This window comes from Actinobacillus genomosp. 1 (assembly GCF_029774175.1).
Lineage (GTDB): Bacteria > Pseudomonadota > Gammaproteobacteria > Enterobacterales > Pasteurellaceae > Actinobacillus.
The window spans coordinates 2,274,012-2,300,105 of the sequence record NZ_CP103834.1 but is presented as its reverse complement, the minus strand read 5'-3'; the positions used below and the strand labels follow the sequence as shown (position 1 = coordinate 2,300,105).

Genomic DNA, 26,094 nt, shown 5'->3' with positions numbered 1-26,094 from the left:
CTGCATTATATGCTAATTTTAGTATATGACCAATATAAACCAAAAGTTTATTATCACTTTCTTTTTTAGTAATAAAGCGAACAATGCCGTAATCAATAAACTGCAACTTATCCATAGCGGTAAACTGTCAAATCGCCAAAGTACCGTAAGAATAATTAATCCGCTAACGATGCTTTGCATATTACGGGATTTCTGTTGTCCTTGCGCTTGCAAGGTTTTATTTAGCTCATCTAAACGGAAATTAATCTGCTTCTGTTGCTGTAAAGCGTTGAATACCGCTTCCGGAAATTCGGCAAAATGTTCTCTAAATTGCGGCGCGCGTTGTTTTAAATCACGTAAAATCGCTTTCACACCGACTTGTTCATTCAGCCAATTTTGTAAAAACGGTTTTGCGGTTTGCCATAAATCCAGCTGCGGATAAACCTGTCTGCCTAAACCCTCAATATAAAGCAATGTCTTCTGTAACAATACTAATTGCGGCTGCACTTCCATATTAAATTCACGAGCCACATTAAACAAATTCAATAACACATGTCCAAAGGAAATTTCCGATAGCGGTTTAGCAAAAATCGGCTCGCATACTTCACGGAACGCCTGTTCAAACGCATCAATATCGGTATCTGGCGGTGTCCAGCCTGACTCCACGTGCATTAACGCCACGCGGCGATAATCTCGATTAAAAAAGGCAACAAAACTTTCCGCTAAATAGCGTTTATCATTTTGATTCAGTGTACCGACAATACCGCAGTCAATGCCGATATATTGCGGATTTTCCGGATGATTCGGATTAACGAAAATATTACCGGCGTGCATATCGGCATGGAAAAAGCTGTCACGAAATACTTGAGTGAAGAACACTTGTACGCCACGTTCCGCCAATAATTTCATATCCGTACCGTTGGCTTTGAGCGTTTCGACATCCGATACCGGAATACCATAAATACGCTCCATCACAATCACGTTTTTATGACAAAAATCCTGATACATTTCCGGCACATATAACATTTCGCTGTTTTCAAAGTTATTGCGCAAGCGAATCGCATTTGCCATTTCTCGGGTCAAATCCAGCTCATCAAGTAGCGTTTTTTCGTATTCACGCACCACTTCGGTTGCACGTAAACGCTTCGCATCATTTGAAAGGCGAGGAATCCAACTTGCCAGACGGTACATCAACGCAATATCCGCTTTGATAATCGGTACAATATCCGGACGAATCACTTTAAGCACGACATCTTTGCCGGCAAGCGGTTGATTTTGATTAAATTTTGCCGTGTGAACCTGTGCGATCGAAGCGGAAGCAAGCGCTTGCTCATCAAATTCATCAAACCAAGTTTCAAGGCTTCCGCCTAAGGCTTGTTCAATAATTTGACGGGCTAATTTACCGTCAAAAGGTTCAACCGAATCCTGCAATAAAGCAAGCTGATCCGCTAATTCCGGTTCAAATAAATCACGGCGAGTTGAAAGCATTTGTCCGAGTTTAATCCACACCGGTCCTAACTCTTGCAAAGCTAAACGTAAACGCACGCCGAACGGCTGATCTTTGTGTTGATTTCTCACCCAAAACAGAGCTTTACGTCCTAAACGAGCATAGCGAGTAAGCGGAATATCCGGAATGATTTCATCAATGCCGTAACGCAGAAATGTAGTAACAATTTTATAAAAGCGGCGAGTATTGTTAAAGGTCATAATTTATTCTCAAGTTTTGCAAATTTTCGTTCAAATTCGACCGCTTGTTGTTCAAGTTCTGCCACTTGATCATAAAAATTAACCGCTTGTAAGCGATGTACCAATACCGGACGTTCGTTCATTAAATTCTCTGCGAGATGCTGATGATTCTGCTCAATTTGCCCTTTGAGTTTGTTAAATAATTTTTTAGCGAAATCAGTTGAGGTCTGAGCCAAAACATCGCCGACAAAAGGCGATAACAATTCGGCAGGATCTTTTTCCAATTCATCTAACAATGCGGTGAAATGTTGTAACACCTGAATATCGCCGTTCAGCACCAATGATTTGTTATTAATCAGTTCGGTTAATTTCGCTTTATCGGCAAGTTTCGGCAAGGTTTCAAACGAAAGTTGTATGTGGCAATCTGCTTCGCCTTCGTAAACCGATAGCCATTCCGCGCGAGTTTCGCTAAAGATCAGATAAAAATTAACTGCCGGTGAAGTTAATTCAATATGTAAACACTTGCCCGCTAACTTACGTAATGCCGGCAATACATGCGGTGAACGTTGAATCAGCGCATTAAAAGCGGTTTCTATCGCACCGAACGCAAACTGCGGCAACATAAGTTGCTGTTTAAGTTGAGATAGCATAGCGTATTCCTTGGATTCCAATTCAAAAAGATAAATTAAAACTTATATCCTCGATGTAACGCTACAATACCGGCACTTAAGTTGTAATAATTCACGCTTTCAAAACCGGCATTTTCCATCATCGCTTTTAATTCGTCTTGTTTCGGATGCATACGAATTGATTCGGCAAGATAGCGATAGCTATCTGCATCATTTACCACCACTTCACCCACTTTCGGCAAAATATTAAAAGAATAAAAATTATATAACTGGCTAATCGGATCAATAATCGGTTTTGAGAACTCCAACACCAATAAACGACCACCCGGCTTCAACACACGAAACATCGAACGTAACGCTTTGTCTTTGTCCGTCACATTACGCAAACCGAAACTAATCACCACGCAATCAAAGGTATTATCCGCAAACGGCAGACATTCCGCATTTGCTTGTACATAACTGACATTGCCGACTACACCTAAATTACGCAATTTTTCACGACCGACTTCCAACATCGAGCTATTAATATCAGCTAATACCACTTCACCAGTTTCGCCGACAATACGCGAAAATTTTGCGGTAAAGTCACCGGTCCCGCCGGCAAGATCCAACACTTTTTGCCCTTTACGCACACCGCTGCAGTCAATGGTAAAACGCTTCCAAACACGATGAATACCAAACGAAAGCAAATCATTCATTAAGTCGTATTTGCCGGCAACGCTGTGAAATACATTAGCAACCAGTTGTTGTTTTTCTTCTTTGGCAACGGTTTTAAAACCGAAATGGGTTGTTTCGTTTTCAGCTGTTTCTGTCGTGTGTTGTAAATCAGTCATCGTTAAATTCTCATCGATTATTTCGGAGTGCTAACGATAGCAAAAAAGCGGTCGTTTTTCCTTAAAATTTTGCAAAATCAAGTAAGTAAATAACCGCTTGCTTGACTAGAAAGCGGTTAATCTGTACCATTCGCACACTATTTTTATTTGAGGATTACAATTTTGGACAGTCACAGTCGATACTTATCAGGTTTCTAACCCACTTGTCCAAACCCTCAGGTTGCCGACAAGTCGGTAACTCTCGCCTAGTATCTTTTTTGTTCCTTTTTGTTCATTACCTCCTAACCATTGGAGAATAAAATGATCCGTGCATTTGCTTTAGATAACGCACGTCTTATCAGCGTTGATGAAACCGCAACCGATCAGTTAAACGATGCGATTTGGATTGATCTAATCGACCCGAGCGATGACGAACGTAGCGTATTACAACGCGGTTTAGACCAAACGCTTGCCGAAGAACACGAATTGGAAGACTTAGAGGCTTCCGCTCGCTTTTTCGAAGACGAAGACGGCTTACACCTTCACTCTTTTTTCTATTGTTTAGATGATGACGATTATGCCGATATTGCCACCGTTGCATTTACCATTCGTGACGGGCGTTTATTTACCTTGCGTGAACGCGATTTACCGGCGTTCCGTTTATATCGAATGCGCTCTCGCCGTGAAAAATTAATCGATAGTAATGCGTACGAATTGTTGCTCGACTTATTCGAAACCAAAATCGAACAACTTGCGGATGTGATCGAAACGATTTATGCGGATTTAGAAACCTTAAGCCGTGTGATCTTAAACGGTAAGCAAGAAAGTGAGAATTTTGACGATGCGCTTTCCGATTTAACCGAATTGGAAGACGCCAGTTCAAAAGTGCGTTTATGTCTGATGGATACGCAACGTGCGTTAAGTTTCTTATTGCGTAAAACCCGCTTGCCGAATAATCAGCTTGAACAGGCTCGCGATATTATGCGAGATATTGAATCGCTCCAGCCGCATAACGAATCGTTGTTCCAAAAAGTGAACTTCCTGATGCAAGCGGCAATGGGTTATATCAATATCGAGCAGAATAGAATTATGAAATTTTTCTCGATCGTATCGGTGATGTTCCTACCGGCAACGCTGGTCGCCTCCACTTACGGAATGAACTTTGAATTTATGCCGGAATTACACTTTAAATACGGCTATCCGATGGCTATCGGTTTAATGCTTTGTGCCGCCGCCACACCTTATATCTACTTTAAACGCAAAGGTTGGTTATAAAAACATCAAAAGCACAGAATATACGTTCTGTGCTTTTTTGTTGTCTGTAAGCGGTCTAATTTATTTGGGAATTTGCAAAATTTAGCTAAGAAAAAACCGCTTGTAATTTGCATTACAAGCGGCTCTGAATAGATGGCGGAGGAAGTGAGATTCGAACTCACGGAGGGCGTAAACCCTCGCCGGTTTTCAAGACCGGTGCCTTCAACCACTCGACCATTCCTCCGGATTGAAAACATATTCTAAATTGTATTCTCGTTTAGAGAAAAAAACTTGCTGATTTATTAAATCAACAAGTTGTAAATTTGATGGCGGAGGAAGTGAGATTCGAACTCACGGAGGGCGTAAACCCTCGCCGGTTTTCAAGACCGGTGCCTTCAACCACTCGACCATTCCTCCGTTGAAAACGAGCGGAATAATATAAGTTTTATCAAAATCGGTCAAGCGAAAAATCTACAAAAATCACTAAATGATTTATTTTTCAGCATAACCAACTATTTATGTTTATTTCCTAATCAGCCATACACCGCTTTCAACGTGATGCGTATAAGGGAATTGATCAAAAAGTGCCGCACGTTCAATACGATGCGTTTGAGATAATTGTTGTAAATTCTCCGCCAACGTATGCGGATTGCACGAAATATATAAAATTCTCTCGTAAGCCTGTACCATATTTAAAGTATCTTGGTCTAAACCGGCTCGCGGCGGATCAACAAAAATCGTATTACAATCATATTCCTTTAAATCGATGCCTTTTAAACGATTAAACTCGCGTACACCGTTCATCGCTTGAGTAAATTCTTCCGCCGACATTCGAATAATTTGCAAATTATCGATCCCGTTCTGCTCAATATTATATTGCGCCGATTGCACCGAAGATTTTGAAATCTCGGTAGCCAACACTTTGCGGAAGTTCTCCGCTAATGCAATCGAAAAATTCCCATTACCGCAGTAAAGTTCTAATAAATCGCCGCTACTGTGTCGAGTACAGCTTCTCGCCCATTCCAACATCTTGATATTCATTTTCGCATTCGGCTGGGTAAAGCTGTTTTCCACTTGGCGATAAATTAAATTACGCCCGTCCACCGGCAATACTTCTTCAACATAATCACGATCTAACGCCATTTTCTGCTTAGTCGCACGTCCGATAATTTGTACCTTAAACCCTTGATGTTCCAAACGCACTTTTAATGCTGCAGCTTCCGTTTGCCATTCTTCGCTTAACTTTTTGTGATAAAGCAGCGATACCGCAATTTCACCGCTTAATGTACTGAGATAATCCACTTGAAATAATTTACGAGTCAATAATTCATTGCCCTTAATTTCAGCAAGCAAACTACTCATCATCTTATTAATCAGATGATTAGCAATCGGGAATTGATCAACACGATAACGTTGCTTGGTTTCCTGATCGAACATAATGTGATACAGCTCGTTTTCTCCGACTTCGTTAGTATCATGCCATACTCGAAATTCGGCACGCATACGGAAATGGCTGGTTTCAGACTCAAATACTTCAAGCTCAGGCGGATTAAAAGGCGCAAGTAAAGCGGTTAAATTTTTCGCTTTTTCTGCAAGAAGATCGGCATATTGCTCAATAGGAAGATTCATAATTTATCAGGGTTCATTTTGCCTGCCGACTAAAAGACGGCAAATTTAAAATAGTAGAAAAATAGTAGAAAAAAAGAAACCACAAAATACCCCTACCGACACTTATGTGTCTTCAGCGTATTTCGTGGCATCATTAAAACTGCAAATGCTCAGAAATACCGATTATTCAGCCGCGCTGAAATCATCACCGGCATCGTTACCCGCATTACCCGAAAGGGTATAAATACGTTTGGTTTTGCTGGTTAATGAACGGTATTTTAACCATGATTTTTCAATAATGCTTTCAGCAATCTCATTGCCCTTCATTACGGCAACAAAACGTTCTTCTTCCGCCGTTACCGGACTACGTTCGCCTGATTCTAACGCTAAACACGCTTGACCGAATTGCTCTAAAGTTTGTGCTTCACGAATGGTATAATCGCCGTGGCGTGCAAAACCGCGCGGATAATTTTTATCATCAAAAAAACGACGTGTAACGCTAAAACTCTCTGCCATAATATGCCTCTTATTAATTATTTATTGCTGAATTTCGAAAGAAAAAATCGACCTACCATTAAAGCAATTATTCAAAATAAGTCAAGAAAAAATAGGTATTTTCGTTTTGTTATTTAAAGCTATTGACGAAAATATTTTAATTGTTAAAATTTCGTTAATCTTTTAAAGATTCATTCGATATATCGCAAGGCTTGTGTATAGGAAATGAACAAATCTGATTGTTTAATCCATTCTATTTATTCATCATTATACCTTTTCTTGTCATTTTTAACTTCTCTTAAGGATTTAAGGACTTATGTTAGAAATTTGGCAACAATTCAAACAGACCTATCTTATTAAATTTTGGAATCCTGTTCCTGCCGTTATCGCAGCCGGCATTCTTTCCGCTTATTATTTCGGCTTAACCGGTACTTATTGGGCGGTAACCGGTGAATTTACCCGCTGGGGCGGAGAAATTTTACAAATTCTAGGCGTTGATGTTTCAGGTTGGGGATATTTCAACCTTATGAGTCTGGAAGGAACCATTCTAACCCGTATTGACGGATTAATGATTCTCGGTATGTTCGCCGGCTGTATCGCTGCCGCACTTTGGGCGAATAATATGAAAATTCGGATGCCGCAAAATAAAATTCGAATTATTCAGGCGTTAATCGGCGGTATTTTAGCCGGCTTCGGCGCACGTCTTGCAATGGGCTGTAACCTTGCTTCTCTGTTTACCGGTATCCCGCAATTTTCTATGCACGCTTGGTATTTCACGGTTGCTACCGCAATCGGGACTTACGCAGGGGTAAAATTCACTTTGCTGCCGATGTTCCGCCCTCCGCTTAAATTGAAAAAAGGTGCGGGAAAAGTGGAGGCTAGCAATCCGAAGCAGGCACAATTTCGCTTTTGGATTGGTGTTGTGGTCTTTACCGCTTGGACAATCGCGTCAATCTATGTATTGCAATACTCGATTAAATTAGGTTTTGCAATGTTATTCGGACTCGGCTTCGGTTTATTGATCGAGCGAGCGCAAATTTGCTTTACCTCCGCTTTCCGCGACCTTTGGGTTTCCGGTCGTTCACATATGGGCAAAGCCATTATTTACGGAATGTTAATCGGCACGATTTGCGTATTCAGTTATATTCAGTTAGGGATGAACCCTAAAATTATGTGGGCAGGGCCGAATGCGATTATCGGCGGTTTATTATTTGGTTTCGGTATCGTGTTAGCCGGCGGCTGTGAAACCGGTTGGATGTATCGTGCAATGGAAGGACAAGTACATTTTATGTGGGTAGGTGTCGGTAATGTTATCGGTTCAACCTTACTTGCTTATCTTTGGGATGATTTAGCCCCGGTACTTGCTCTAGATTACGAAAAAATTAACTTATTAAAATCATTCGGCCCGATTAGCGGCTTATTGATTAACTACGCCTTAATGATTGCTTGCCTTATCTTTATCGTATGGTGGGAAAAACGCTTTATCAGAAAAGCGAAAGCAAGAGTGGCGGCAACCAATACCTATACCATCAACTAATCAGAAGGAAACAAACCATGGCCTTTATCGTTATTGAACAAAAAGACAAACACCCAAGCGAGATTACACCGGATTATACATTGGATATGTTAGGCGAACCTTGCCCTTATCCAGCAATTGCCACTTTAGAAACTTTGCCGACGCTACAAGAAGGCGAGATCTTAGAAGTATTAAGCGATTGCGCACAATCAATCAATAATATTCCGGTTGATATGAAAAATCACGGCTATACGCTATTAAGCGTAGAACAAGACGGTGCGACTTTACGCTATTTAATTCAAAAATAAGCATAAAAAAGACCGCTTACAAGCGGTCTTTTTTTACTCAAAATGTACCCATTAATCAATCGGCGGCACATAAGTACCGTTCACAATTGAATCTTTAATACGATCCGCTTCCGCTAATACTTGTGCTAATAACGCTTTCACGTTTTCCAAGGTTGCAATCGGGCTTAATGTAGTCATCTTAAGTGATTGCTTATCACCTACTTTGGTCACACCAATATTTGCTTCGCCACGTGCGAAAAGTTCGTCCGCTACATTTTGGTTTAAGGTATCGATAAATTCTGCCGGATAGCCTTGCGGTACCACACGGAATAACACCGAAGCGAATTGGCTTGGCACTAACATTTCTAAGCCGTCAGTGGCGTTAATATAGCCTTCCACTTCTTTAGTTAATTTCACACCGTGGTCAATCATTGAAGCGTATAAATCTTCACCTAACGCTTCTACCGTGAACCATAATTTTAATGCGTCAAAACGACGAGTGGTTTGTAAAGATTTCGCCACTAAGTTCGGTACACCGTGCGCCTCATCATATTCTGAATTGAGGTAATCCGCTTTATAGTCGATAAAACGATAGTTCGCTTGATCTTTTAATAAGAATGCACCACACGAAATACTTTGGAAGAAGTGTTTGTGGAAATCTAAGGTGATTGAGTCTGTTTCTTCAATGCCGTCTAAGAAATGACGGAAATCTTTAGAAAGTAATAACGCACCACCCCAAGCTGCATCTACATGTAACCACGCACCGAATTTATTGGTGATTGCACGAATTTCTTTTAACGGATCGATTGCACCGGCGTCTGTCGTACCGGCTGTTGCTACCACACAAGCGATAATCTTGCCTTGTGCGGTTAAATCCTCCAATGTTTTTTCTAATGCTACAACGTCCATTTGAGCGTTTTCATTGCAAGGCACTGTTACCACAGATTGGAAGCCCATCCCCATCATTGCCATATTTTTTTGCACTGAGAAGTGAGCATTTTCCGAGCAAACGACTTTCACATTTTTCATTGCATCTGCCGGAATACCGTCACGCTGAACCGACCATTCCGAGCCGTCTTCGTTTTTCCAGTTTTTCGCAATCGCCCAGTCACGAGCAAGCAATACGCCCATGAGGTTTGATTGCGTACCGCCTGAAGTAAACACGCCAGAAGTACCTGCGCCGTAGCCGACTTTTTGACGTAACCAATCAATTAAATGTTCTTCCATAATCGAACCCGCCGGGCTTTGATCCCAAGAATCCATTGATTGGTTGGTGGCATTAATTAACACTTCCGCAATTTGACTAGTTACCATTGTCGGGCAATGTAAATGCGCAAGCGAATGTGGGTGATGTACTTTAAGACTTGGTTTTAAGAAAATTTCCACTAAGTGATCAAGTGATTTTTGTACGCCTACGCCTTCTTTTGACGGATTAAAGCCGTCAATCAAAGCACGCATTTGCTTGATTGAACCACCTGTGTACATTTTGTCATTTTTTAACCAAGAACTAACCGCTTGCACCGCATTATTCATCGCATTTTCGTAATCCGAGATTGATTGCGGATCATTACAGAAAAGCGATTGTCTGTGTTTTGAAATATCTGCCATTTTTTCTCTCGCACCTAGCACAAGCCGTGCTAGGTTAGTTAATTAAGCTCAGCCCCATTCGGGCTATCATATAAAAAGAGCCACAAAGTGGCTCAGATAAGGCAACCCTACACGACTCGTGTAGGGTTAGAATTAGCCACGAACTGCTTTGATTGCATCCGCCACAGATTGTTTAAAGCGTTTGATAAACTCTTCACATTCCGCTTGGTTGATGTTTACTGCACAAAGCACACGTACTACGTTACCGCCGCGACCGCCACGTTCTAACAATAATTTATTATTGAAACACGCTTTTTGAATTGCAACCGCTAATTCGCCGTCTTGTGGGTAAGCACCGGTTGCATCTTGTGGTTTACGCTCATCAACGATATCGATACCCATCATTAAGCCGCGACCACGTACATTACCGATACACGGGAATTCTTTGCTTAATTCGCGCAATGCGTTAGTTAAGTATTCGCCACGTTCTTGTGCATTTTGCGCTAAGTTTTCTTCACGCATAATTTTTAATGAAGCATAACCGGTCGCCATTGCTAATTGGTTACCACGGAAAGTACCGGTGTGACCCGCCGGTTGCCATGCGTCGAATTCTTTACGAATCGCTAATACCGCTAACGGTAATGAACCGCCGACCGCTTTTGACATTACTACTACATCAGGTTCAATGCCTGCGTGTTCAAATGCAAACATTTTACCGCTACGGCAGAAGCCTGCTTGAACTTCGTCCACGATCATTAAGATGCCGTGTTTTTTAGTCACTTCACGTACTTTTTGTAAGAAGCTGATTGGTGCGGGAACAACACCGCCTTCACCTTGAATCGCTTCTAAAATGACCGCTGCCGGTTTTACTACACCGCTTTCCACATCTTCGATAAAGTTTTCGAAATAGTGTTCAACCGCTTTTGCACCGGCTTCACCACCGATACCGAACGGGCAACGATATTCATGAGGGTACGGCATAAATTGTACGCCTGCCATTAAGTTTTGTACCGCATTTTTCGCACTTAAGTTACCGGTTAATGATAACGCTCCGTGCGTCATACCGTGGAAACCGCCGGAAAATGCGATCACGTTACCGCGACCGGTATAAGTTTTCGCTAATTTAATTGCCGCTTCGTTAGCATCCGCACCTGATGGACCGGTAAATTGAAGGATATATTGATCTTTCGGGAAGAATGAAAGTAATTCTTCTGTGAATGCGTCTTTTAACGGAGTGGTTAAGTCAAGCGTATGTAACGGTAAACCGCTGTCTAATACATCTTTGATTGATTGCATTAATACCGGATGGTTGTGACCTAATGCAAGTGTTCCTGCGCCCGCTAAGAAGTCAAGGTATTCGTTACCCTCAACGTCTGTTACCCAACAACCTTGCGCTTTTGCATATGCAAAAGGTAATTTACGAGGATAACTACGAACATTCGATTCCATTTTATCTTGGCGATCTAAGAAATGTTTGTTTGATGCGAGAACTGCTTTTACAGGAGTGGTAATTGTCATTTGAAATAAAACCTTCTAAAAAGAGGTGAAAAAAATAAGTCGGGTGCCTTGCGGGAAGCCTAAGCTTTCTGTTTCTAAAAAACAGATGCCATGGGGCATTTGACTCGCTACTTATTAAAAAAAGCGTTTCAGCTTTTTTGTTTTTACCCTATATGTCCCAAAAGAAGATGGGATAGGTTGGAAACAGGCTCAAATGTAGGGTTACATTTAAGGACGGCTAATAGTACATTTTTTTTACAAAAAAGAAAGTAATTTTTACCGCTTACGGTAATATTAAAGCGCAACAGTTCAAAATCGGTACGATTAATTAATTCGTCGCAGCCATAAAAAAACCCGACTCGAAAGTCGGGTTCTTTAAAAACTGAATCAAATTATTTGATTTTAGCTTCTTTATAAACAACGTGTTTACGTACAACCGGATCAAATTTTTTGATTTCCATTTTTTCAGGCATATTACGTTTGTTTTTAGTTGTTGTATAGAAGTGACCAGTTTCTGCTGAAGAAACTAAACGGATTTTCTCACGATTACCTTTAGCTGCCATTGGTTAGCTCCTTAGATTTTTTCGCCACGAGCACGGATTTCAGCTAATACTGCATCGATGCCTTTTTTATCGATAATACGCATACCTTTCGCTGTTAAGCGTAAAGTTACGAAACGGTTTTCACTCTCAACCCAGAAACGGTGAGTGTGTAAGTTAGGTAAAAAACGACGACGAGTCGCGTTTAATGCGTGTGAGCGGTTGTTACCAACTGCTGGACGCTTGCCGGTTACTTGGCAAACTCTTGACATTTTAATTCTCCAATTACTTAAGTAATGTTTAAATGGTTCGGGCGATTAGTACTTATAATCAGTTCAGCTAATTGCCTCGTCAGGCACAGCCCGACCAAAGTCATATTTAAAGACCACGGATTATACTCGCTTTAATAGCGTTATTCAAGCCTCAATTTATCAATTATTTCGGCGAAACCTCTCTTCTTCGAAGGAAAAATAATCACCTTTGCCGACCACAATATGATCAACAAAGCGAATCCCGACCAAATCGCACGCCATTTCTATCTTCTTGGTCAGTATTCTATCCGATTCGGAGGGCGTACAATTACCCGACGGATGGTTATGAGCGACGATAATCGCCGCTGCATTACATTTTAATGCTTCTTTAATGATTTCTCTAGGATAAACCGTTGCTTGATTAATCGTACCGTAAAACATTTTTTCTTTTTTGATTAAGCGGTTTTGATTATCGAGAAACATCACCATAAACACTTCTCGTTCTTCCGATTCCAATTCGGCTTGAAAGCACATTACGGCTAAATAAGGTTCATTAATATTTTCTCTCACTTGCATTTGTTGTGCTAAATAACGTTTGGTCATTTCCTTTGAGGCTTGCAACTGAATAAATTGCGTTTGTCCTAAGCCTTTTATTCGGCAAAAAGTAGCTAAATCCGCACTTAACAATTCTCGTAACGAACCGAAACCGTTCAATACTTCTTGCGATAATTGCATAACAGGCATGCCCTTGATACCCGTACGTAGAAAAATCGCTAATAATTCTTGGTCGGTTAATGATTCCACACCGTAAGCCAATAATTTTTCTCTCGGCATTAATTCAACATTATTCATTATTTTTTGCTCAATCAAACGTAATAAGAAAACAGCATAAAGAGGCTAATTGATTGACACAAAAGGAAAATTTAATTTTTTCGATACGGATCGCAAAAATGGCTTTATTGTGAGTGAGTGCTTATTAAGGTAGAATCGGCATCATCATTACTAACTTTGTTAGCACAAAGATTTAGTGATCAAATATATTTCAAAATAGGAATGACTATGCTCAGTAACAAGCGCATTTTAGTGGGTATTACAGGTGGAATCGCCGCTTATAAAACGATTGAATTAATTCGCCATTTCAAAAAAGCTAATGCAGATGTTCGCGTCGTATTAACACCGGCGGCAGAAGCTTTTGTCACCCCGCTTACCCTACAAGCAATTTCGGCAAATGCGGTCTCCGATTCTTTATTAGATCCGCAAGCGGAACTTGCGATGGGTCATATTGAATTGGCAAAATGGGCAGATTTAATCATTATCGCACCGGCTTCTGCCGATTTTATCGCTCGTTTACGTGCCGGTATGGCAAATGATTTGCTCTCTACCCTCTGTTTAGCAACCGCCAGCCCGATTTTACTCGCACCGGCAATGAACCAACAAATGTTCAAACAAGCAGCCACGCAAGAAAATTTAGCGGTTTTAGCCAATCGTGGCGTGCAGATGATCGGCCCGAATAGCGGCTTCCAAGCTTGTGGTGATGTCGGTGCCGGCAGAATGTCCGAACCAAGCGAGATCTTCCAAACAGTATGCGATCACTTTAATCACACACAAGATCTGAAAGATCTTAATGTGACCATTACCGCCGGTCCAACCCGTGAAGCGATCGATCCGGTACGTTATATCAGCAATCACAGCTCCGGCAAAATGGGCTTTGCGATTGCTGAAGCATTTGCCAAACGTGGTGCACAAGTGAATCTAATTGCCGGCCCGGTCAATCTTGCCACACCGGCAAATGTCACTCGAATTGATGTAGAATCCGCAGTCGAGATGGAACAACAAGCGGTCAGATTTGCGCAAAAATCTGCAATTTTTGTTGGTTGTGCCGCCGTTGCCGATTACCGAATGGCTGAAGTTGCTCCGCAAAAAATCAAGAAAACCGCTGATAATGACGAGCTGATACTTAAATTGGTGAAAAATCCGGACATTATCGCCAATGTGGCGAATTTAACCGAAAATCGCCCGTTTACCGTCGGTTTTGCCGCGGAAACGCAAGATGTAGCGAACTATGCTAAAGATAAACTCAAACGTAAGAATTTAGATTTAATTTGCGCCAATGACGTGTCCGGCGGACAAGTGTTCGGGCAAGATCAAAATGCTCTGCATCTCTTTTGGCAAAACGGAGAAAAAATGCTACCGCTTGCCGATAAAAGTAAACTAGCGGAAGCCTTGGTTCACGAGATTATTGAACAATTTCAACACGATAAATAGGAATATAAATGAAACAAATCGACTTAAAAATTTTAGATAGCCGTATCGGCAACGAATTCCCATTACCAGCCTATGCAACCGAAGGTTCGGCCGGTTTAGATTTACGAGCATTAACTGAAAGCACTTTAACCGTAGAACCCGATCAAACCGTACTGATTCCGACCGGTATTTCCATTTATATCGCTGATCCGAATTTAGCGGCGGTAATTTTACCTCGTTCAGGTTTAGGGCATAAAAACGGTATCGTACTAGGCAATTTAGTCGGTTTAATCGATAGTGACTATCAAGGTCCGTTAATGGTGTCATTGTGGAACCGTAGTGATAAACCGTTTACGGTGGAAGTCGGCGACCGTATTGCTCAGTTGGTGTTCGTACCGGTGGTGCAAGCAAGCTTCAATATCGTAAACAATTTTGAAAAAACCGAACGTGGTGAAGGCGGTTTCGGTCATTCGGGTAAACAGTAATTCGATACCCGCACAAGCGGTCGAATTTGTAAAAAATTTTGCAAAAATAACCGCTTATAACTTCTTTTGATAATAAACAGATTAGCAAAGCAAAGAGAAATTTATGATCCAACCCACAATTAAAATGCCGAAAAAATCGGTGAAAGAACGTCAGCAACAAGTTCTCGAAGTATTGATTGGCTTATTAAATTCCGAAGACGGTATGCAGCGTGTAACCACCGAGCGTTTAGCCAAAGCGGTTGGTGTTTCGGAAGGTGCGCTTTACCGTTATTTTCCAAGCAAAACTAAGATATTTGAGGCATTGATTGAATGTATCGAACAAACGCTAACCAGTTATATTAATGCAAGTAAACGCAAAGAAAATTCGACCGCATTAGCAGTGAAAACGATCCTCTACACCGTAATTGAATTCGCCCGTAAAAACCCGGGAGTAACTCGTATTCTGACCGGTCATGCGTTAATGTTTGAAGACGATCAATTAAAAGCACGTGTTGCTAAATTTTTTGACGGCTTAGAGTTTCAGTTCGCCAATATTTTGCAGATGAGTAAATTACGTGAAGGTAAAACGTTTGAGGATGAACGAGCACTCGCCGGCTATTTAGTGAATTTTTGCGAAGGTCAATTCTTACGTTTAGTTCGTTCTAACTTCAGTTATAACCAACATCAACATTTTGAAAAACAATGGGCATTGATTAAGCCGTTATTTGAGTAAGTTTTATGATTATTCCATGGCAAGAACTTGAACCAGCAACATTAAATAATGTATTGGATTCATTTATTTTACGAGAAGGTACCGATTACGGCGAAAAAGAACTTTCTTTAGCAGAGAAACGAGAACGTTTACTCGCACAATTAAAAGCGGATAAAGTCGTGATTGTTTGGTCGGAATTACACCAAAGTTTAGATATTAAAGACAAAAAATCTTTCTTAGGTTAATCATGCCGAGCATGATATAATCCTTACGTTTTAAACACTTAAAAGCTATAAATGATTTATAGAGGTTTTTTATGCAGATGCAAGATATTTCAATTTCAACACCTCAACTAGACAGTGAGCTGTCTACCCCGTCCATCCACGATCCGGCGGTAGAATGGTTTTTGACTCACTGCCATATTCATCGTTATCCGTCAAAATATACGCTTATTCATGCGGGTGAAGATGCGGAATCATTATTCTATATAGTGAGCGGTTCTGTCGCAGTGTTTATTAAAGACGAAGAAGGCAAAGAAATGATCCTTTCTCACCTCGGTCAAGGCGAGTTTGTCGGTGAAATCAGTTTATTTGAAGACACGGTTCAACCGCGTACCGCTTGGGTCAAAACCAAAGGTGCTTGCGAAATTGCGGAAATCTCGTATAAAAAATTTAAACAACTGGTACATTTAAATCCGGATATTTTAATGTATCTTTCTGCGCAAATGGCTCGCCGTTTACGCCAAACTTCACGTCAAGTAAGTAATCTTGCTTTCTTAGACGTAACCGGTCGTATTGCCCAAACGTTAATGAATCTGGCGAAAATGCCGGATGCGATGACTCACCCTGAAGGTATGCAAATTAAAATCACTCGCCAAGAAATCGGTCAAATGGTCGGTTGTTCACGTGAAACGGTCGGCAGAATTTTAAAAATGTTAGAAGATGAAGGGCTAATTTCAGCGCACGGTAAAACCATTGTGGTTTACGGTACTCGCTAAATGTTAATGAAATCAGACCGCTTGCTAACAAGCGGTCTTTTTTTATTCGTCTTTTACATAACGCTTAATGAATTTTGCTTGATGCTTTTCAATCACTTCTTCAATCGAAATATCGTATTTATCCGCCAAAATAAACAGATTATCCAGCACATCGCCCAGTTCTTCGATCAAACAAGCTCTTTTCTCTTGATAAGACGCTTCGGTTTCATCCGGGCGATCCCGACCGATTTCAATCGCTCGTACCGCCCGCGCCACTTCACCGACTTCTTCGCTTAAAAAGTTCACTCGAATAAACGGATTGTAACGATACCAGCCCTGTGTCTGATAAAACTCTCTGACCCAATTTTGATAATCTTGAATCTGCATTGTATTTCCCTGTTTGGCTTGTCATAATAGTTTCAGTTTAATCGGAAAAAATAGGAAAGCCAATGAATATTACCGTTTATTGCGGCGCAAACGTAGGAAACAAACCGCAATATCAACAAGCCGCACACGCACTCGGCGAATGGATTGCTAAAGGTCAGCATCAATTAATTTATGGCGGAGGAAAAGCCGGTTTGATGGGGATTGTTGCCGATAGTGTCTTAGCTCAACACGGCAAAGTAACGGGGGTAATACCGACCTTTTTGCAAGAACGAGAACTTGCTCATCCTTCACTCACCGAGCTGATTACCGTTAAGAATATGCCGGAACGAAAACTAAAAATGATTGAATTAGGCGATGCCTATATTGCCTTACCCGGAGGCCCCGGTACATTGGAAGAAATTACCGAAGTGGTTTCATGGGCAAGAATCGGACAGAATAATAATCCTTGTATCTTCTTTGATGTGGTAGGTTATTACCGACCGTTGCAAGCGTTTTATCAACAAATGGTTGATAACGGTTTTCTCAGTCAAACCGATTTGGATTGCGTGCTATTCTCTGATGATCTCTCTGAAATCGAACAATTTATTCAAAATTACAGACCGCCGGAAATCCGCCGCTATTAAATGCAAAAAGCGGTAGCAATGCTACCGCTTGTATGCTAGTTCTCTTCCCAGCTTGCGAATTCAATATATTCCGTCAATTCGGGGAATTGTTTTAGCCATTTATTCCATTGTACAAAATCTACTTCCACTTCAACCAATCGGTCACCGAACTGATTAAAACTTTCGTTTTTAATACAATGCTGTAGGTGAAATTGCGTATAAATTTGCCCAGCGGTTGCCGGTAATAACACTTTCTCGCACACAAGTTCATTGCGTAAACATTCTCGAATCACTTCATACAACAAATCAATACCTTGATTGGCTTGCGCAGAAAGATAAACCGCCACCGGTTTACCATCGTCATTACGCTCGATATGCGGCACTATGCCTTCAAGTTTATCAACCTTGTTATAGACCAATAACGTTGGAATGTCTAACGCACCGATTTCATCTAAGACTTGATTGACCGCGTCAATATTTTCATTTTTACGATCATCCGCCGCATCAATCACGTGTAACAGTAAGCTTGCTTCGGTGGTTTCTTGTAACGTCGATTTAAATGCGGAGACCAAATCATGCGGTAAAAAACGAATAAAACCGACCGTATCCGCTAAGATTGTAGTGCCGACATCTTGAATCTGCATTCGGCGTAAAGTCGGATCAAGCGTTGCAAATAACTGATCCGCCGCATAGACACCGGCATTAGTAATTGCATTAAACAAGGTAGATTTCCCCGCATTGGTATAGCCCACCAATGAAACGGTCGGAATATCCGCTTTCTGACGAGTTTTGCGATTTTGACTACGTTGCTTATTCACTTTCTCCAAACGATTTTGCAGTTGCTGAATGCGCACTTTAATCAAACGGCGATCGGTTTCAAGCTGAGTTTCACCCGGCCCTCGTAAGCCTACTGCCCCGCCCTTTTGCTGATCCTGATTGCCCAAACGACGTACCAAACGTGTTGCCAAGTGTTTAAGTTGAGCCAGCTCGACTTGTAATTTTCCTTCATGCGATCTGGCACGTTGGGCAAAAATATCTAAAATCAGACCGGTTCTGTCCACAACTCGACATTCGCATAACGCTTGTAAATTACGGGTTTGTGACGGACTAAGCTCGTGATTGACTAAAACAACCGTAGCTTCTAAATCTTTAACCGCTTGTGCGATTTCATCGGCTTTGCCTTGTCCGACAAAATATTTGATATGCGGTGCGGAACGAGAAGTAGTTAATGTGGCAAGAATTTCAACACCCGCCGATTCGGCAAGCGTTTGGAATTCCATCAGATTCTCAATATCTTTATGTTGAGAAAGGAAGAGATGAACTAAAATCGCTTTATCTTTCGTATGGGATAGCTCTTTATCGGCGGTTCTCCCATTCTCGGATAAAGCAAAACCAAATACAGCGTTTTCATCTGTATTTGGTATCTGATCGGTTAAAAAAGCTGATGTAGTAATAGCTTAATTATTCCGCTTTATCCGCAACCGCTTCAACCGCAGGAGCTTGTTGAGTATGTGACGTACCGCCGTTGTTATGAGAAACGGAACGAGCAGGTACTACCGTTGAAATGGCATGTTTGTAAACCATTTGACTTACTGTATTTTTTAATAAAATTACGAATTGGTCGAAAGATTCGATTTGTCCTTGTAATTTAATGCCGTTAACTAAATAAATTGAAACAGGAATACGCTCACGACGAAGTGCATTCAAATATGGATCTTGTAAAGATTGACCTTTTGCCATTTTCTTTTCCTTTTTTATTGTTGTGGTAAATATCGTCTTAGTGCCAAAGGCAAAAATGATATTATCATAGTTTAATTGAATTTTGCTCGATCTTTTCGATCATTTTTAACTTCGAACTGGTCGGATCTAAGCTATCCAACCACTCGATTTCACTTCCCCACCCTCGTAACCAAGTAATCTGGCGTTTAGCAAGTTGGCGTGTCGCACAGATTCCCTTATAAATCGCCTCATTAAGCGAAACGTCACCGTCAAGATATTCCCATATTTGACGATAACCGACACAACGAATCGAAGGAAGATCTTTGTGTAAATCGCCTCTGGCACGCAATTTTTCGACTTCTTGTTGGAAGCCAAGTTCCATCATTTTATAAAAACGTTGTTCGATACGTTGATGTAATACCGCTCTGTCCTGCGGCGCAATGGCAAACTGTAATACGTTATAAGGCAGACTATCGCCCTGTTGAGCGGTTAGCTCGGTCAGCGTTTTACCGGTAATATAAAATACTTCTAAAGCACGGTTAATTCGTTGGCTGTCATTCGGATTGATACGATTGCCTGCAATAGGATCAATCGCCGATAACTCGCTATGCAAACCGTTCCAGCCGATTTGCTCCGCTTTTGCTTCAATTTCGGCACGAATAACCGGATCCGCCGAAGGTAAAGGAGAAAGCCCTTCCAGTAAAGCTTTATAATAAAGCATTGTCCCGCCGACAAGTAAAGGAATACGTCCACTTGCCGTAATATCCGCCATTTCACGCAACGCATCTTCACGAAAATTCATTGCTGAGTAACTCTCGCTTGGATCTAAAATGTCAATCAAACGATGAGGTGCCAGTACCAGCTCGGCTTTACTCGGTTTCGCCGTACCGATGTCCATACCTTTATAAATTAGTGCAGAATCCACGCTAATCACTTCCACCGGAAGCGTTTGGCGCAACGCAATCGCCAAATCGGTTTTGCCCGAAGCCGTTGGGCCCATTAAAAATATCGCTAAAGGTTTCTTATTCATTTTATTTTCTGTTTAGTTATAAGCGGTCGAATTTTAACGGAAGTTTAGCAAAAGCCCAAACCTAAAGCACCACAATAAAATATAAAAATAAAAACGGTCGTAAACCCAACGATTTACGACCGCACTATAATAATTTAGTGCTTAATGACTACAGCCGCAACCGCAGCCTTTTTTCATATCGATAACCATTCGACCTTGAATTTTACCGTCACGCATTTCTTGGAAAATATCATTCGCTTCATCCAAACGACGTAATTGCACCAACGGTACGACTAAGCCTTCCGCACCGAATTGGAAAGCTTCAGCGAGATCTTGGCGAGTACCGACTAACGAGCCGACAATTTCAATACCGTCCAACACAATACGAGGAATAGAGAGATCCATGGTTTCCGGCGGCAGACCGATAGCCACTACGCGACCGCCTGCTCGAACGCAGTTCACCGCAGCATTAAATGCGACTTTAGATACCGCCGTCACAACCGCCGCATGCGCACCGCCGACTTTTTCCTGAATTACTTGTACGCTGTCTTCTTTCAGCGGATTAATGGTTAAATCCGCACCGACTTCTTTGGCAAAAGCCAGTTTATCATCATTAATGTCAATCGCAATCACACGTGCGCCGAATACTTTCTTCGCATATTGTACTGCCAAGTTACCTAACCCGCCGGCACCGTAAATCGCAATCCATTGTCCCGCACGCACGCCGGATACTTTAATTCCTTTATAGGTTGTCACACCTGCACAAGTAATGCTACTTGCTTGCGCCGGATCTAACCCGTCCGGTACTTTTACCGCATAATCTGCCGTTACGACACAGTGAGTCGCCATACCGCCATCTACGGTATAACCAGCATTCTTCACGCTACGGCAAAGCGTTTCACGTCCGGTGGTACAATATTCGCATGATCCGCAACTTTCAAACATCCATGCAATACTGACACGATCGCCGACTTTTAGATTGGTCACATCCGGTGCAATCGATTTAACGATACCGATCCCTTCATGACCTAATATACGCCCCGGTTTTTTACCGTAATCACCGGCAGCGACGTGTAAATCGGTATGACATACACCGCAATATTCAACTTCTACAAGGGCTTCGCCATTTTTGATTTCGGGAATGTCACGTTCAACAATTTCAACTGTTCCATCACATTGTGGGGCAACCACAGCAGCACGCATTTTCATCATGATTTCTCCTATGAAGTAAAAACAACGGTAAACGCTTTCGTACAATGTTTAGTATTTAAACATTAGAACTACCTTTAGTATGCCCATGTACTTTTTTTGTGCAACAATCTTTTATCAATTTTATGACATAGTTCACAAAAATTTAACAAAATCAATAACTTAACCATAATTAAATTATGGAATTATTGCAAATTGAACGATTTAACAAATTGCTAAAAATGCTGAAAAATCTACCGCTACTTTTAGTTTTTCCAGTTCCGATTTAGCCGACTGTTCGGTTTCCGCCAACCAATTAACCGCTTCCGCCAGACTATAAGCGGTCGGAATCGGCGCAAATTTTGCAAAAAATTCGACTAAATCGACCGTTTGTGCAGTTAATAACCCTAATAAAATTTGTTGTAAATTTTGTTCTCTTAACAATCTCGGTACCTGTGAAAGCGAAAGCCGAATTTGTCCTTGCCATGCTTTTTCGCTAATCACAAAGCCTAACTCCGCCAATGGGGCTTTAAGTATTTGCCAATGTTGCGCCTGCACTTCATCCAAACTTAAATTGATCGGAATCAATAACGCTTGACTTTCTCCTTTCGCAAGTTGTGTTTGAAATCGCAAACGAGCCAATTTTTCTAGTGAGATTAAATAGAATTGTTGATCCGCTTTTAATAACAAAGCCTGATTTTGCACGATAGCTAACGGCTGCCAATGGTCTGATTTCATCGGTACGGATTGTATCGACTTATGTTCGGCTTCCACTCTCTCTTGAGCAAAAATCACTGGTGCCACATTGGTTTTCGGTTCAACAAAATCTTGTCTGTTATCCGATTGGGTTTGCGGCTGGCTGACTAATTCCCCATACCATTTTTGTGCCGATTTAGAGACGCTTGTTGTACGAGGCGAATAACTCGGCATACGAGAAGCGGTCGGTTTTACAAAATTTTCTGTAAATTCGACCGCTGGTTGCGACGCTAAAAAGCTATTACCACCCGCCGCTATACGATTAGTATCTCGTTGATAACTCGGCAACGACTCATTCACTTGATCGGTTAAACCGATTTCCGATTGCCCTTGTAAAGCGGTTTGCACACCTTGCAAAATAAAGTCATGCACTAATCGTCCTTGATGGAAACGCACTTCGTGTTTTGCCGGATGCACGTTCACATCTACTTGGCTTGGATTAATATCTAAAAAGACCACAAACGCAGGATAATTCCCTGCCGGCATATTGGTTTCTTCATAGGCTTGGCGGATTGCGTGATTGATGGTTTTATCACGCATCATTCGCCCGTTCACATAGCTGTAGCACAAATCATTTTGTAATCGGGAAATATTCGGTAAACCAATCCAACCGTGTAAGTGTAAATCGCCGTGTTGCCAGTCGATATGAATCGCATTTTGGATAAATTCATCACCACAAATTGCCGCTACTCGGCGCTGTTGCTGTTCGACCGAATTATCTTGCACCTTGCGATATTGGCGTACCGTTTTACCGTTATGCGTTAGGGTAAAACCGATATTCGGTTTTGCTAGCGCAATACGGCGAACTACCTCATCAATATGCGCAAATTCGGTTTTATCGGTACGCAAAAATTTACGACGTGCCGGCGTATTAAAGAATAGATTCGCCACTTCAATCGTCGTACCGACCGGATGTGAAGCCGGTTGAATTTCAACCTCCATTTCACGCCCTTGTGCATAGGCTTGCCACGCTTCCGCTTGCCCTTCGGGACGAGAGGTCAATGTAAGTCGTGAAACCGAGCTGATACTTGCCAAAGCCTCTCCGCGAAAGCCAAGGCTTAAAATCATTTCCAAATCTTCAAGGCTGGAAATTTTGCTGGTCGCGTGCCGAGCCAAAGCCAAGGCTAGATCCTGCTTACCGATACCGCAGCCGTTATCTCTAATACGAATAAGCTGAGCACCGCCTTTCTCAATATCAATTTGAATCTGACTTGCGCCGGCATCCAAACTGTTTTCGACTAATTCTTTTACAACGGATGCAGGGCGTTCCACTACTTCACCGGCTGCGATTTGATTGGCAAGTTGTGGAGGCAGGATATGGATCATCGGCTTATTCATACTATTTCTCGAATGGCTGTAAAGATATAACATCCATTCTAACGAAAATATCGATATTTTTATAGAAAAAGGCGTTTTCGCTTTGTTTGGCATTATATGTAAATCTTTTTAAGAATCATTCCTATTTATATTGAAATCTCACTTTAGCACTGCTAGAATCACAAATGTAAATCACTCTCATTTTAATGTAAATTTACAAATACTTTATTATTTTTTGGCTTATCTATACCGCTTACCGTTTCAATCAGACGTACCGGACATAGCCGGATAATGAGAAAAATATCAAAGTAAACTCATTACACTTTTAAAAGGATATTCTATGAACAAACATTTACGTTTAAGTTTTATTGCTATTGCCTGCTCATTGGCGATTACCGCTTGCTCATCAGACAATAAAGGTGCCACCCGTTACGAAGATTTGGTCAAAAATAAAGTCGATGAAGCTAATAAAAAAGCGGAAGAAAAAGCAAAAAAAGATAAAGAATCGGAAACAGCCAAAAAACTTGCCGAATTAGAAAAAAAGCAGAAAGAGTTAGAACAACAATTAAAACAGAAGAACCAAGAAGCTCCTAAAACAGAGCCTAAGCAAGAAGATATGCCTAAGGTAGAGCCTAAGGAAAAGGGAGAACCTAAAATGGATCCCCAAAAGGAAAATCCTTCCAAGCCTGAATCTAAAAACGAAGGGACTAAAAATTTAACAATTACAGAAGCTAAAGAAGAGCTTGAAAAAATATTTAAAGATAATGGTATATCCGACGGCACCGCTTTATTAAGCGGAGGATTATCTACAAGTACTCAAAATAGTTTTTCAGGACGGAATATAGAGAATCATTCTAAAGGAATAAATACATTAATAGTTGATGGAAAAGAAATTACTCTTATTAGTGTTGATGATATGAAAAAACATCGCGCAGAATCAGATGATATTTTAGATGATGATAAAAAAGTATTTAATAAAATTTTTGAAATCAATACAGAAAGCGGACATGGAAAAGTTGGAAGTTTACCTAAGGCTGCTTCGAAAAGTGACTTTGAACAAATGCGTTATGGATATTACACAGATAAAAATGGAGTTACGCACCTATTTGTACAAGGATATCTAACCCCAACTACATTAAAAGAGTCTGAGAAAGTAAATTCACCATTCAATTATTATTGGATGAGTCGTAATGGGAACAGCAGTGATCGTCAATCCTTACGAGAAATGCCGATATCAGGAGTATATGAATATAATGGTAAAGCCTTTTATGGTAAGGGAGGATCTTATGATGAGCTAACAACAAAAGCCTATGCAGACTTCTCTAACCGTAAAGTAAAAGTTGAATTATTAAAAGATTCTATGCAAACACTTACTTTTGGCGGAGATATTAAAGGAAATACATTCTCCGGCTCTCACAATGGAATTGCCACAAAAGGGGGATTCTATGGTTCAAAAGCTAATGATATAGGCGGAATATTCTATAATACCAATAACGGAAATGATGGTGTTTTTGGTGGTTCAGCTAAACAATGTGGGTACAGTGGTGCTTGCACAAATGCCGCTCCTATTACTGAAATAAAATAAAATATAGGAATGCATTTATGAAAAAACTCCCCCTAACTATATTAACCATAATAAGCTCACTTGCATTAACCGCCTGCTATTCAAGCGGCGGTGGTGGCGGTTCTACCTCTATACCAAAAGTGGATCAAGGTTCGCCTAATACGCAAAAGCAAAATAACGGTTCTCCACAAGGCAAAAATGATAATAATGCTACATCAAGTAAATTCTTTACTGCGGTAAATTCGGCATTCGGCAATAAAGAGAGTACATCTTTGTCCGGCGTTATTTTAACTGCAAATAAAGACGGGTCTTTTAAAGCGGCTAATCCTCAAAAAAATGATGATTTAGCAACATTAGAAATTGACGGTACAAGAATTGCATTATTCAATCTCAAAGATACATTGGGAAATGTTGCAGTAGGGAAATTGAAAGTATTAACCTCGGCGGATCTTCGTGATGAACCGACAAAAAAATTAACCGGATTTGTAGGCAGTATGCCGGATGTTTATGGTGAACAAGGCAAGCCACAGGCAAGAACCGATTTTAGTGCAATACGCTATGGCGTTGCAATTGTTGATGATGTCGCTCATCCTTTTGTGCAGGGCTTCTTAACACCGGAAACAGGTAATGTTGTCGTACAAGGAGAACAATATTTTCCTATTCCACACCAAGGTAGTTTCAAATATACCGGTTTTGCCGTTTATGGTAGCGGCAGTGATTATAAACAGTTAAACTCGGAAGTGATTGCTGACTTTACTAATAAAAAAGTTAAAGTTGATTTAACGGGCGATTCAACTAAATTAACTTTTGGCGGTGATATTCACGGCAATACGTTTAGCGGTACGAGTAAAGACGGTATAGAAACTAAAGGTGCATTCTACGGTTCACTCGCTCGTGATGTAGGCGGTGTGTTTAATCATACGAAAGAAGGAAAAAACGGTGCTTTCGGGGCTTCAAATAAATTACCTAATGGTACTAAGGTAATCGAATTTTAATTAGGTTTGTCCTCTCAAAGC

At 41.1% G+C, this 26,094-nt stretch carries 27 protein-coding genes and 2 tRNA genes; 11 read left to right on the top strand and 18 right to left on the bottom strand.

Features of this window, described 5'->3' with window-relative positions; genetic code table 11:
- Positions 1–18: 18 nt before the first annotated feature.
- From ubiB to ubiE, 3 genes are read right to left on the bottom strand one after another with little or no spacing between them, the layout of a single operon-like run.
- Positions 19–1,686, bottom strand: coding sequence for a ubiquinone biosynthesis regulatory protein kinase UbiB (ubiB, locus tag NYR63_RS10925; protein WP_279457526.1), 1,668 nt, complete (start codon positions 1,684–1,686; stop codon positions 19–21).
- Positions 1,683–2,315, bottom strand: coding sequence for a ubiquinone biosynthesis accessory factor UbiJ (locus tag NYR63_RS10920; RefSeq protein ID WP_279457525.1), 633 nt, complete (start codon positions 2,313–2,315; stop codon positions 1,683–1,685). Before NYR63_RS10920 ends, ubiB begins: the two co-directional genes overlap by 4 nt.
- Positions 2,316–2,350: 35 nt before the next feature.
- Positions 2,351–3,127: a bifunctional demethylmenaquinone methyltransferase/2-methoxy-6-polyprenyl-1,4-benzoquinol methylase UbiE gene (ubiE, locus tag NYR63_RS10915; protein ID WP_279457524.1), complete on the bottom strand. Its 777-nt coding sequence runs from the start codon at positions 3,125–3,127 to the stop codon at positions 2,351–2,353.
- A 300-nt stretch (positions 3,128–3,427) separates the two neighbouring features.
- Here ubiE and corA point away from each other — a divergent pair, with 300 nt between their 5' ends.
- Positions 3,428–4,381: a magnesium/cobalt transporter CorA gene (gene corA, locus NYR63_RS10910; RefSeq protein WP_279457523.1), complete on the top strand. Its 954-nt coding sequence runs from the start codon at positions 3,428–3,430 to the stop codon at positions 4,379–4,381.
- Positions 4,382–4,514: 133 nt separating this feature from the next.
- On the opposite strand, the gene NYR63_RS10905 is transcribed toward corA, so the two are convergent.
- From NYR63_RS10905 to NYR63_RS10890, 4 genes are all read right to left on the bottom strand, one after another.
- Positions 4,515–4,604: transfer RNA gene (locus NYR63_RS10905), tRNA-Ser, on the bottom strand.
- A gap of 83 nt (positions 4,605–4,687) precedes the next feature.
- Positions 4,688–4,777 (bottom strand) — tRNA-Ser (locus NYR63_RS10900).
- A gap of 105 nt (positions 4,778–4,882) precedes the next feature.
- Positions 4,883–5,989 carry a tRNA (uridine(54)-C5)-methyltransferase TrmA gene (gene trmA / locus NYR63_RS10895; protein WP_279457522.1) on the bottom strand — a complete coding sequence of 369 codons (1,107 nt, stop codon included), beginning with the start codon at positions 5,987–5,989 and terminating at the stop codon, positions 4,883–4,885.
- Positions 5,990–6,151: 162 nt separating this feature from the next.
- Positions 6,152–6,484: a DUF413 domain-containing protein gene (locus NYR63_RS10890; RefSeq protein WP_279457521.1), complete on the bottom strand. Its 333-nt coding sequence runs from the start codon at positions 6,482–6,484 to the stop codon at positions 6,152–6,154.
- A gap of 295 nt (positions 6,485–6,779) precedes the next feature.
- Here NYR63_RS10890 and yedE point away from each other — a divergent pair, with 295 nt between their 5' ends.
- Positions 6,780–8,000, top strand: coding sequence for a selenium metabolism membrane protein YedE/FdhT (yedE, locus tag NYR63_RS10885; RefSeq protein ID WP_279457520.1), 1,221 nt, complete (start codon positions 6,780–6,782; stop codon positions 7,998–8,000).
- Positions 8,001–8,017: 17 nt separating this feature from the next.
- A complete protein-coding gene (gene yedF / locus NYR63_RS10880) occupies positions 8,018–8,287 on the top strand; it encodes a sulfurtransferase-like selenium metabolism protein YedF (RefSeq protein ID WP_279457519.1) in 270 nt (89 codons plus the stop codon).
- 51 nt (positions 8,288–8,338) lie between these two features.
- Here the strand turns inward: yedF and ddc are convergent, their stop codons facing one another.
- The 5 genes from ddc to radC all read right to left on the bottom strand — a co-directional run bounded on the left by ddc (position 8,339) and on the right by radC (position 12,992).
- The gene (gene ddc / locus NYR63_RS10875) at positions 8,339–9,874 is read right to left on the bottom strand and encodes an L-2,4-diaminobutyrate decarboxylase (RefSeq protein ID WP_279457518.1); all 1,536 of its coding nucleotides are present in this window, start codon (positions 9,872–9,874) and stop codon (positions 8,339–8,341) included.
- 132 nt (positions 9,875–10,006) lie between these two features.
- A complete protein-coding gene (locus tag NYR63_RS10870) occupies positions 10,007–11,371 on the bottom strand; it encodes a diaminobutyrate--2-oxoglutarate transaminase (protein WP_279457517.1) in 1,365 nt (454 codons plus the stop codon).
- A gap of 371 nt (positions 11,372–11,742) precedes the next feature.
- Positions 11,743–11,913 (bottom strand): 50S ribosomal protein L33, encoded by a 171-nt coding sequence (gene rpmG / locus NYR63_RS10865; protein ID WP_279457516.1) that lies wholly within the window; start codon positions 11,911–11,913, stop codon positions 11,743–11,745.
- 11 nt (positions 11,914–11,924) lie between these two features.
- A complete protein-coding gene (rpmB, locus tag NYR63_RS10860; RefSeq protein WP_005599762.1) occupies positions 11,925–12,161 on the bottom strand; it encodes a 50S ribosomal protein L28 in 237 nt (78 codons plus the stop codon).
- 159 nt (positions 12,162–12,320) lie between these two features.
- Complete coding sequence (gene radC / locus NYR63_RS10855) at positions 12,321–12,992, bottom strand: RadC family protein (protein ID WP_279457515.1); 672 nt, start codon at positions 12,990–12,992, stop codon at positions 12,321–12,323.
- Positions 12,993–13,199: 207 nt separating this feature from the next.
- On the opposite strand from radC, the gene coaBC reads away from it, so the two are divergent.
- The 5 genes from coaBC (at position 13,200) to crp (ending at position 16,557) form a co-directional block, all read left to right on the top strand.
- Positions 13,200–14,405, top strand: a complete 1,206-nt coding sequence (gene coaBC / locus NYR63_RS10850; RefSeq protein ID WP_279457514.1) for a bifunctional phosphopantothenoylcysteine decarboxylase/phosphopantothenate--cysteine ligase CoaBC — start codon at positions 13,200–13,202, stop codon at positions 14,403–14,405.
- Positions 14,406–14,413: 8 nt separating this feature from the next.
- Positions 14,414–14,869, top strand: coding sequence for a dUTP diphosphatase (gene dut, locus NYR63_RS10845; protein ID WP_279457513.1), 456 nt, complete (start codon positions 14,414–14,416; stop codon positions 14,867–14,869).
- Between the two features lie 103 nt (positions 14,870–14,972).
- Positions 14,973–15,581: a nucleoid occlusion factor SlmA gene (gene slmA, locus NYR63_RS10840; RefSeq protein WP_279457512.1), complete on the top strand. Its 609-nt coding sequence runs from the start codon at positions 14,973–14,975 to the stop codon at positions 15,579–15,581.
- Between the two features lie 5 nt (positions 15,582–15,586).
- Positions 15,587–15,805, top strand: coding sequence for a YheU family protein (locus tag NYR63_RS10835; RefSeq protein ID WP_279457511.1), 219 nt, complete (start codon positions 15,587–15,589; stop codon positions 15,803–15,805).
- 77 nt (positions 15,806–15,882) lie between these two features.
- Positions 15,883–16,557, top strand: coding sequence for a cAMP-activated global transcriptional regulator CRP (gene crp / locus NYR63_RS10830; RefSeq protein WP_279458558.1), 675 nt, complete (start codon positions 15,883–15,885; stop codon positions 16,555–16,557).
- Between the two features lie 42 nt (positions 16,558–16,599).
- Here the strand turns inward: crp and NYR63_RS10825 are convergent, their stop codons facing one another.
- Positions 16,600–16,923 carry a MazG-like family protein gene (locus NYR63_RS10825; RefSeq protein WP_279439379.1) on the bottom strand — a complete coding sequence of 108 codons (324 nt, stop codon included), beginning with the start codon at positions 16,921–16,923 and terminating at the stop codon, positions 16,600–16,602.
- A gap of 62 nt (positions 16,924–16,985) precedes the next feature.
- Between NYR63_RS10825 and NYR63_RS10820 the strand changes: the two genes are divergently transcribed.
- Positions 16,986–17,546, top strand: coding sequence for a TIGR00730 family Rossman fold protein (locus NYR63_RS10820; RefSeq protein ID WP_279457510.1), 561 nt, complete (start codon positions 16,986–16,988; stop codon positions 17,544–17,546).
- Between the two features lie 35 nt (positions 17,547–17,581).
- On the opposite strand, the gene hflX is transcribed toward NYR63_RS10820, so the two are convergent.
- From hflX to mutL, 5 genes are all read right to left on the bottom strand, one after another.
- Positions 17,582–18,805 carry a ribosome rescue GTPase HflX gene (gene hflX / locus NYR63_RS10815; RefSeq protein ID WP_279457509.1) on the bottom strand — a complete coding sequence of 408 codons (1,224 nt, stop codon included), beginning with the start codon at positions 18,803–18,805 and terminating at the stop codon, positions 17,582–17,584.
- A 181-nt stretch (positions 18,806–18,986) separates the two neighbouring features.
- On the bottom strand, positions 18,987–19,265 hold the full coding sequence (gene hfq / locus NYR63_RS10810; protein WP_005599741.1) for an RNA chaperone Hfq: 279 nt from the start codon (positions 19,263–19,265) through the stop codon (positions 18,987–18,989).
- 64 nt (positions 19,266–19,329) lie between these two features.
- Complete coding sequence (miaA, locus tag NYR63_RS10805; protein ID WP_279457508.1) at positions 19,330–20,274, bottom strand: tRNA (adenosine(37)-N6)-dimethylallyltransferase MiaA; 945 nt, start codon at positions 20,272–20,274, stop codon at positions 19,330–19,332.
- A gap of 141 nt (positions 20,275–20,415) precedes the next feature.
- On the bottom strand, positions 20,416–21,465 hold the full coding sequence (gene adhP, locus NYR63_RS10800) for an alcohol dehydrogenase AdhP (RefSeq protein WP_005602862.1): 1,050 nt from the start codon (positions 21,463–21,465) through the stop codon (positions 20,416–20,418).
- 201 nt (positions 21,466–21,666) lie between these two features.
- Positions 21,667–23,535, bottom strand: a complete 1,869-nt coding sequence (gene mutL, locus NYR63_RS10795) for a DNA mismatch repair endonuclease MutL (RefSeq protein ID WP_279457507.1) — start codon at positions 23,533–23,535, stop codon at positions 21,667–21,669.
- Positions 23,536–23,854: 319 nt separating this feature from the next.
- On the opposite strand from mutL, the gene NYR63_RS10790 reads away from it, so the two are divergent.
- Together NYR63_RS10790 and NYR63_RS10785 are read left to right on the top strand one after the other, a co-directional pair.
- Positions 23,855–25,099: a transferrin-binding protein-like solute binding protein gene (locus NYR63_RS10790; protein WP_279457506.1), complete on the top strand. Its 1,245-nt coding sequence runs from the start codon at positions 23,855–23,857 to the stop codon at positions 25,097–25,099.
- A 119-nt stretch (positions 25,100–25,218) separates the two neighbouring features.
- Positions 25,219–26,073: a transferrin-binding protein-like solute binding protein gene (locus NYR63_RS10785; RefSeq protein WP_279458557.1), complete on the top strand. Its 855-nt coding sequence runs from the start codon at positions 25,219–25,221 to the stop codon at positions 26,071–26,073.
- Positions 26,074–26,094: the final 21 nt, after the last annotated feature.

Excerpts from the sequence above, each read along its gene's own strand:
- NYR63_RS10870 (WP_279457517.1), bottom strand. The coding sequence starts at position 11,371 with ATGACAATTACCACTCCTGTAAAAGCAGTTCTCGCATCAAACAAACAT.
- NYR63_RS10790 (WP_279457506.1), top strand. The coding sequence starts at position 23,855 with ATGAACAAACATTTACGTTTAAGTTTTATTGCTATTGCCTGCTCATTG.
- adhP (WP_005602862.1), bottom strand. The coding sequence starts at position 21,465 with ATGATGAAAATGCGTGCTGCTGTGGTTGCCCCACAATGTGATGGAACA.
- dut (WP_279457513.1), top strand. The coding sequence starts at position 14,414 with ATGAAACAAATCGACTTAAAAATTTTAGATAGCCGTATCGGCAACGAA.
- hflX (WP_279457509.1), bottom strand. The coding sequence starts at position 18,805 with ATGGAATTCCAAACGCTTGCCGAATCGGCGGGTGTTGAAATTCTTGCC.
- yedE (WP_279457520.1), top strand. The coding sequence starts at position 6,780 with ATGTTAGAAATTTGGCAACAATTCAAACAGACCTATCTTATTAAATTT.
- trmA (WP_279457522.1), bottom strand. The coding sequence starts at position 5,989 with ATGAATCTTCCTATTGAGCAATATGCCGATCTTCTTGCAGAAAAAGCG.
- ubiE (WP_279457524.1), bottom strand. The coding sequence starts at position 3,127 with ATGACTGATTTACAACACACGACAGAAACAGCTGAAAACGAAACAACC.
- ddc (WP_279457518.1), bottom strand. The coding sequence starts at position 9,874 with ATGGCAGATATTTCAAAACACAGACAATCGCTTTTCTGTAATGATCCG.
- slmA (WP_279457512.1), top strand. The coding sequence starts at position 14,973 with ATGATCCAACCCACAATTAAAATGCCGAAAAAATCGGTGAAAGAACGT.
- NYR63_RS10835 (WP_279457511.1), top strand. The coding sequence starts at position 15,587 with ATGATTATTCCATGGCAAGAACTTGAACCAGCAACATTAAATAATGTA.
- yedF (WP_279457519.1), top strand. The coding sequence starts at position 8,018 with ATGGCCTTTATCGTTATTGAACAAAAAGACAAACACCCAAGCGAGATT.
- radC (WP_279457515.1), bottom strand. The coding sequence starts at position 12,992 with ATGAATAATGTTGAATTAATGCCGAGAGAAAAATTATTGGCTTACGGT.
- rpmB (WP_005599762.1), bottom strand. The coding sequence starts at position 12,161 with ATGTCAAGAGTTTGCCAAGTAACCGGCAAGCGTCCAGCAGTTGGTAAC.
- rpmG (WP_279457516.1), bottom strand. The coding sequence starts at position 11,913 with ATGGCAGCTAAAGGTAATCGTGAGAAAATCCGTTTAGTTTCTTCAGCA.
- crp (WP_279458558.1), top strand. The coding sequence starts at position 15,883 with ATGCAAGATATTTCAATTTCAACACCTCAACTAGACAGTGAGCTGTCT.
- corA (WP_279457523.1), top strand. The coding sequence starts at position 3,428 with ATGATCCGTGCATTTGCTTTAGATAACGCACGTCTTATCAGCGTTGAT.
- hfq (WP_005599741.1), bottom strand. The coding sequence starts at position 19,265 with ATGGCAAAAGGTCAATCTTTACAAGATCCATATTTGAATGCACTTCGT.
- coaBC (WP_279457514.1), top strand. The coding sequence starts at position 13,200 with ATGCTCAGTAACAAGCGCATTTTAGTGGGTATTACAGGTGGAATCGCC.
- mutL (WP_279457507.1), bottom strand. The coding sequence starts at position 23,535 with ATGAATAAGCCGATGATCCATATCCTGCCTCCACAACTTGCCAATCAA.
- ubiB (WP_279457526.1), bottom strand. The coding sequence starts at position 1,686 with ATGACCTTTAACAATACTCGCCGCTTTTATAAAATTGTTACTACATTT.
- NYR63_RS10920 (WP_279457525.1), bottom strand. The coding sequence starts at position 2,315 with ATGCTATCTCAACTTAAACAGCAACTTATGTTGCCGCAGTTTGCGTTC.
- NYR63_RS10825 (WP_279439379.1), bottom strand. The coding sequence starts at position 16,923 with ATGCAGATTCAAGATTATCAAAATTGGGTCAGAGAGTTTTATCAGACA.
- NYR63_RS10890 (WP_279457521.1), bottom strand. The coding sequence starts at position 6,484 with ATGGCAGAGAGTTTTAGCGTTACACGTCGTTTTTTTGATGATAAAAAT.
- miaA (WP_279457508.1), bottom strand. The coding sequence starts at position 20,274 with ATGAATAAGAAACCTTTAGCGATATTTTTAATGGGCCCAACGGCTTCG.
- NYR63_RS10820 (WP_279457510.1), top strand. The coding sequence starts at position 16,986 with ATGAATATTACCGTTTATTGCGGCGCAAACGTAGGAAACAAACCGCAA.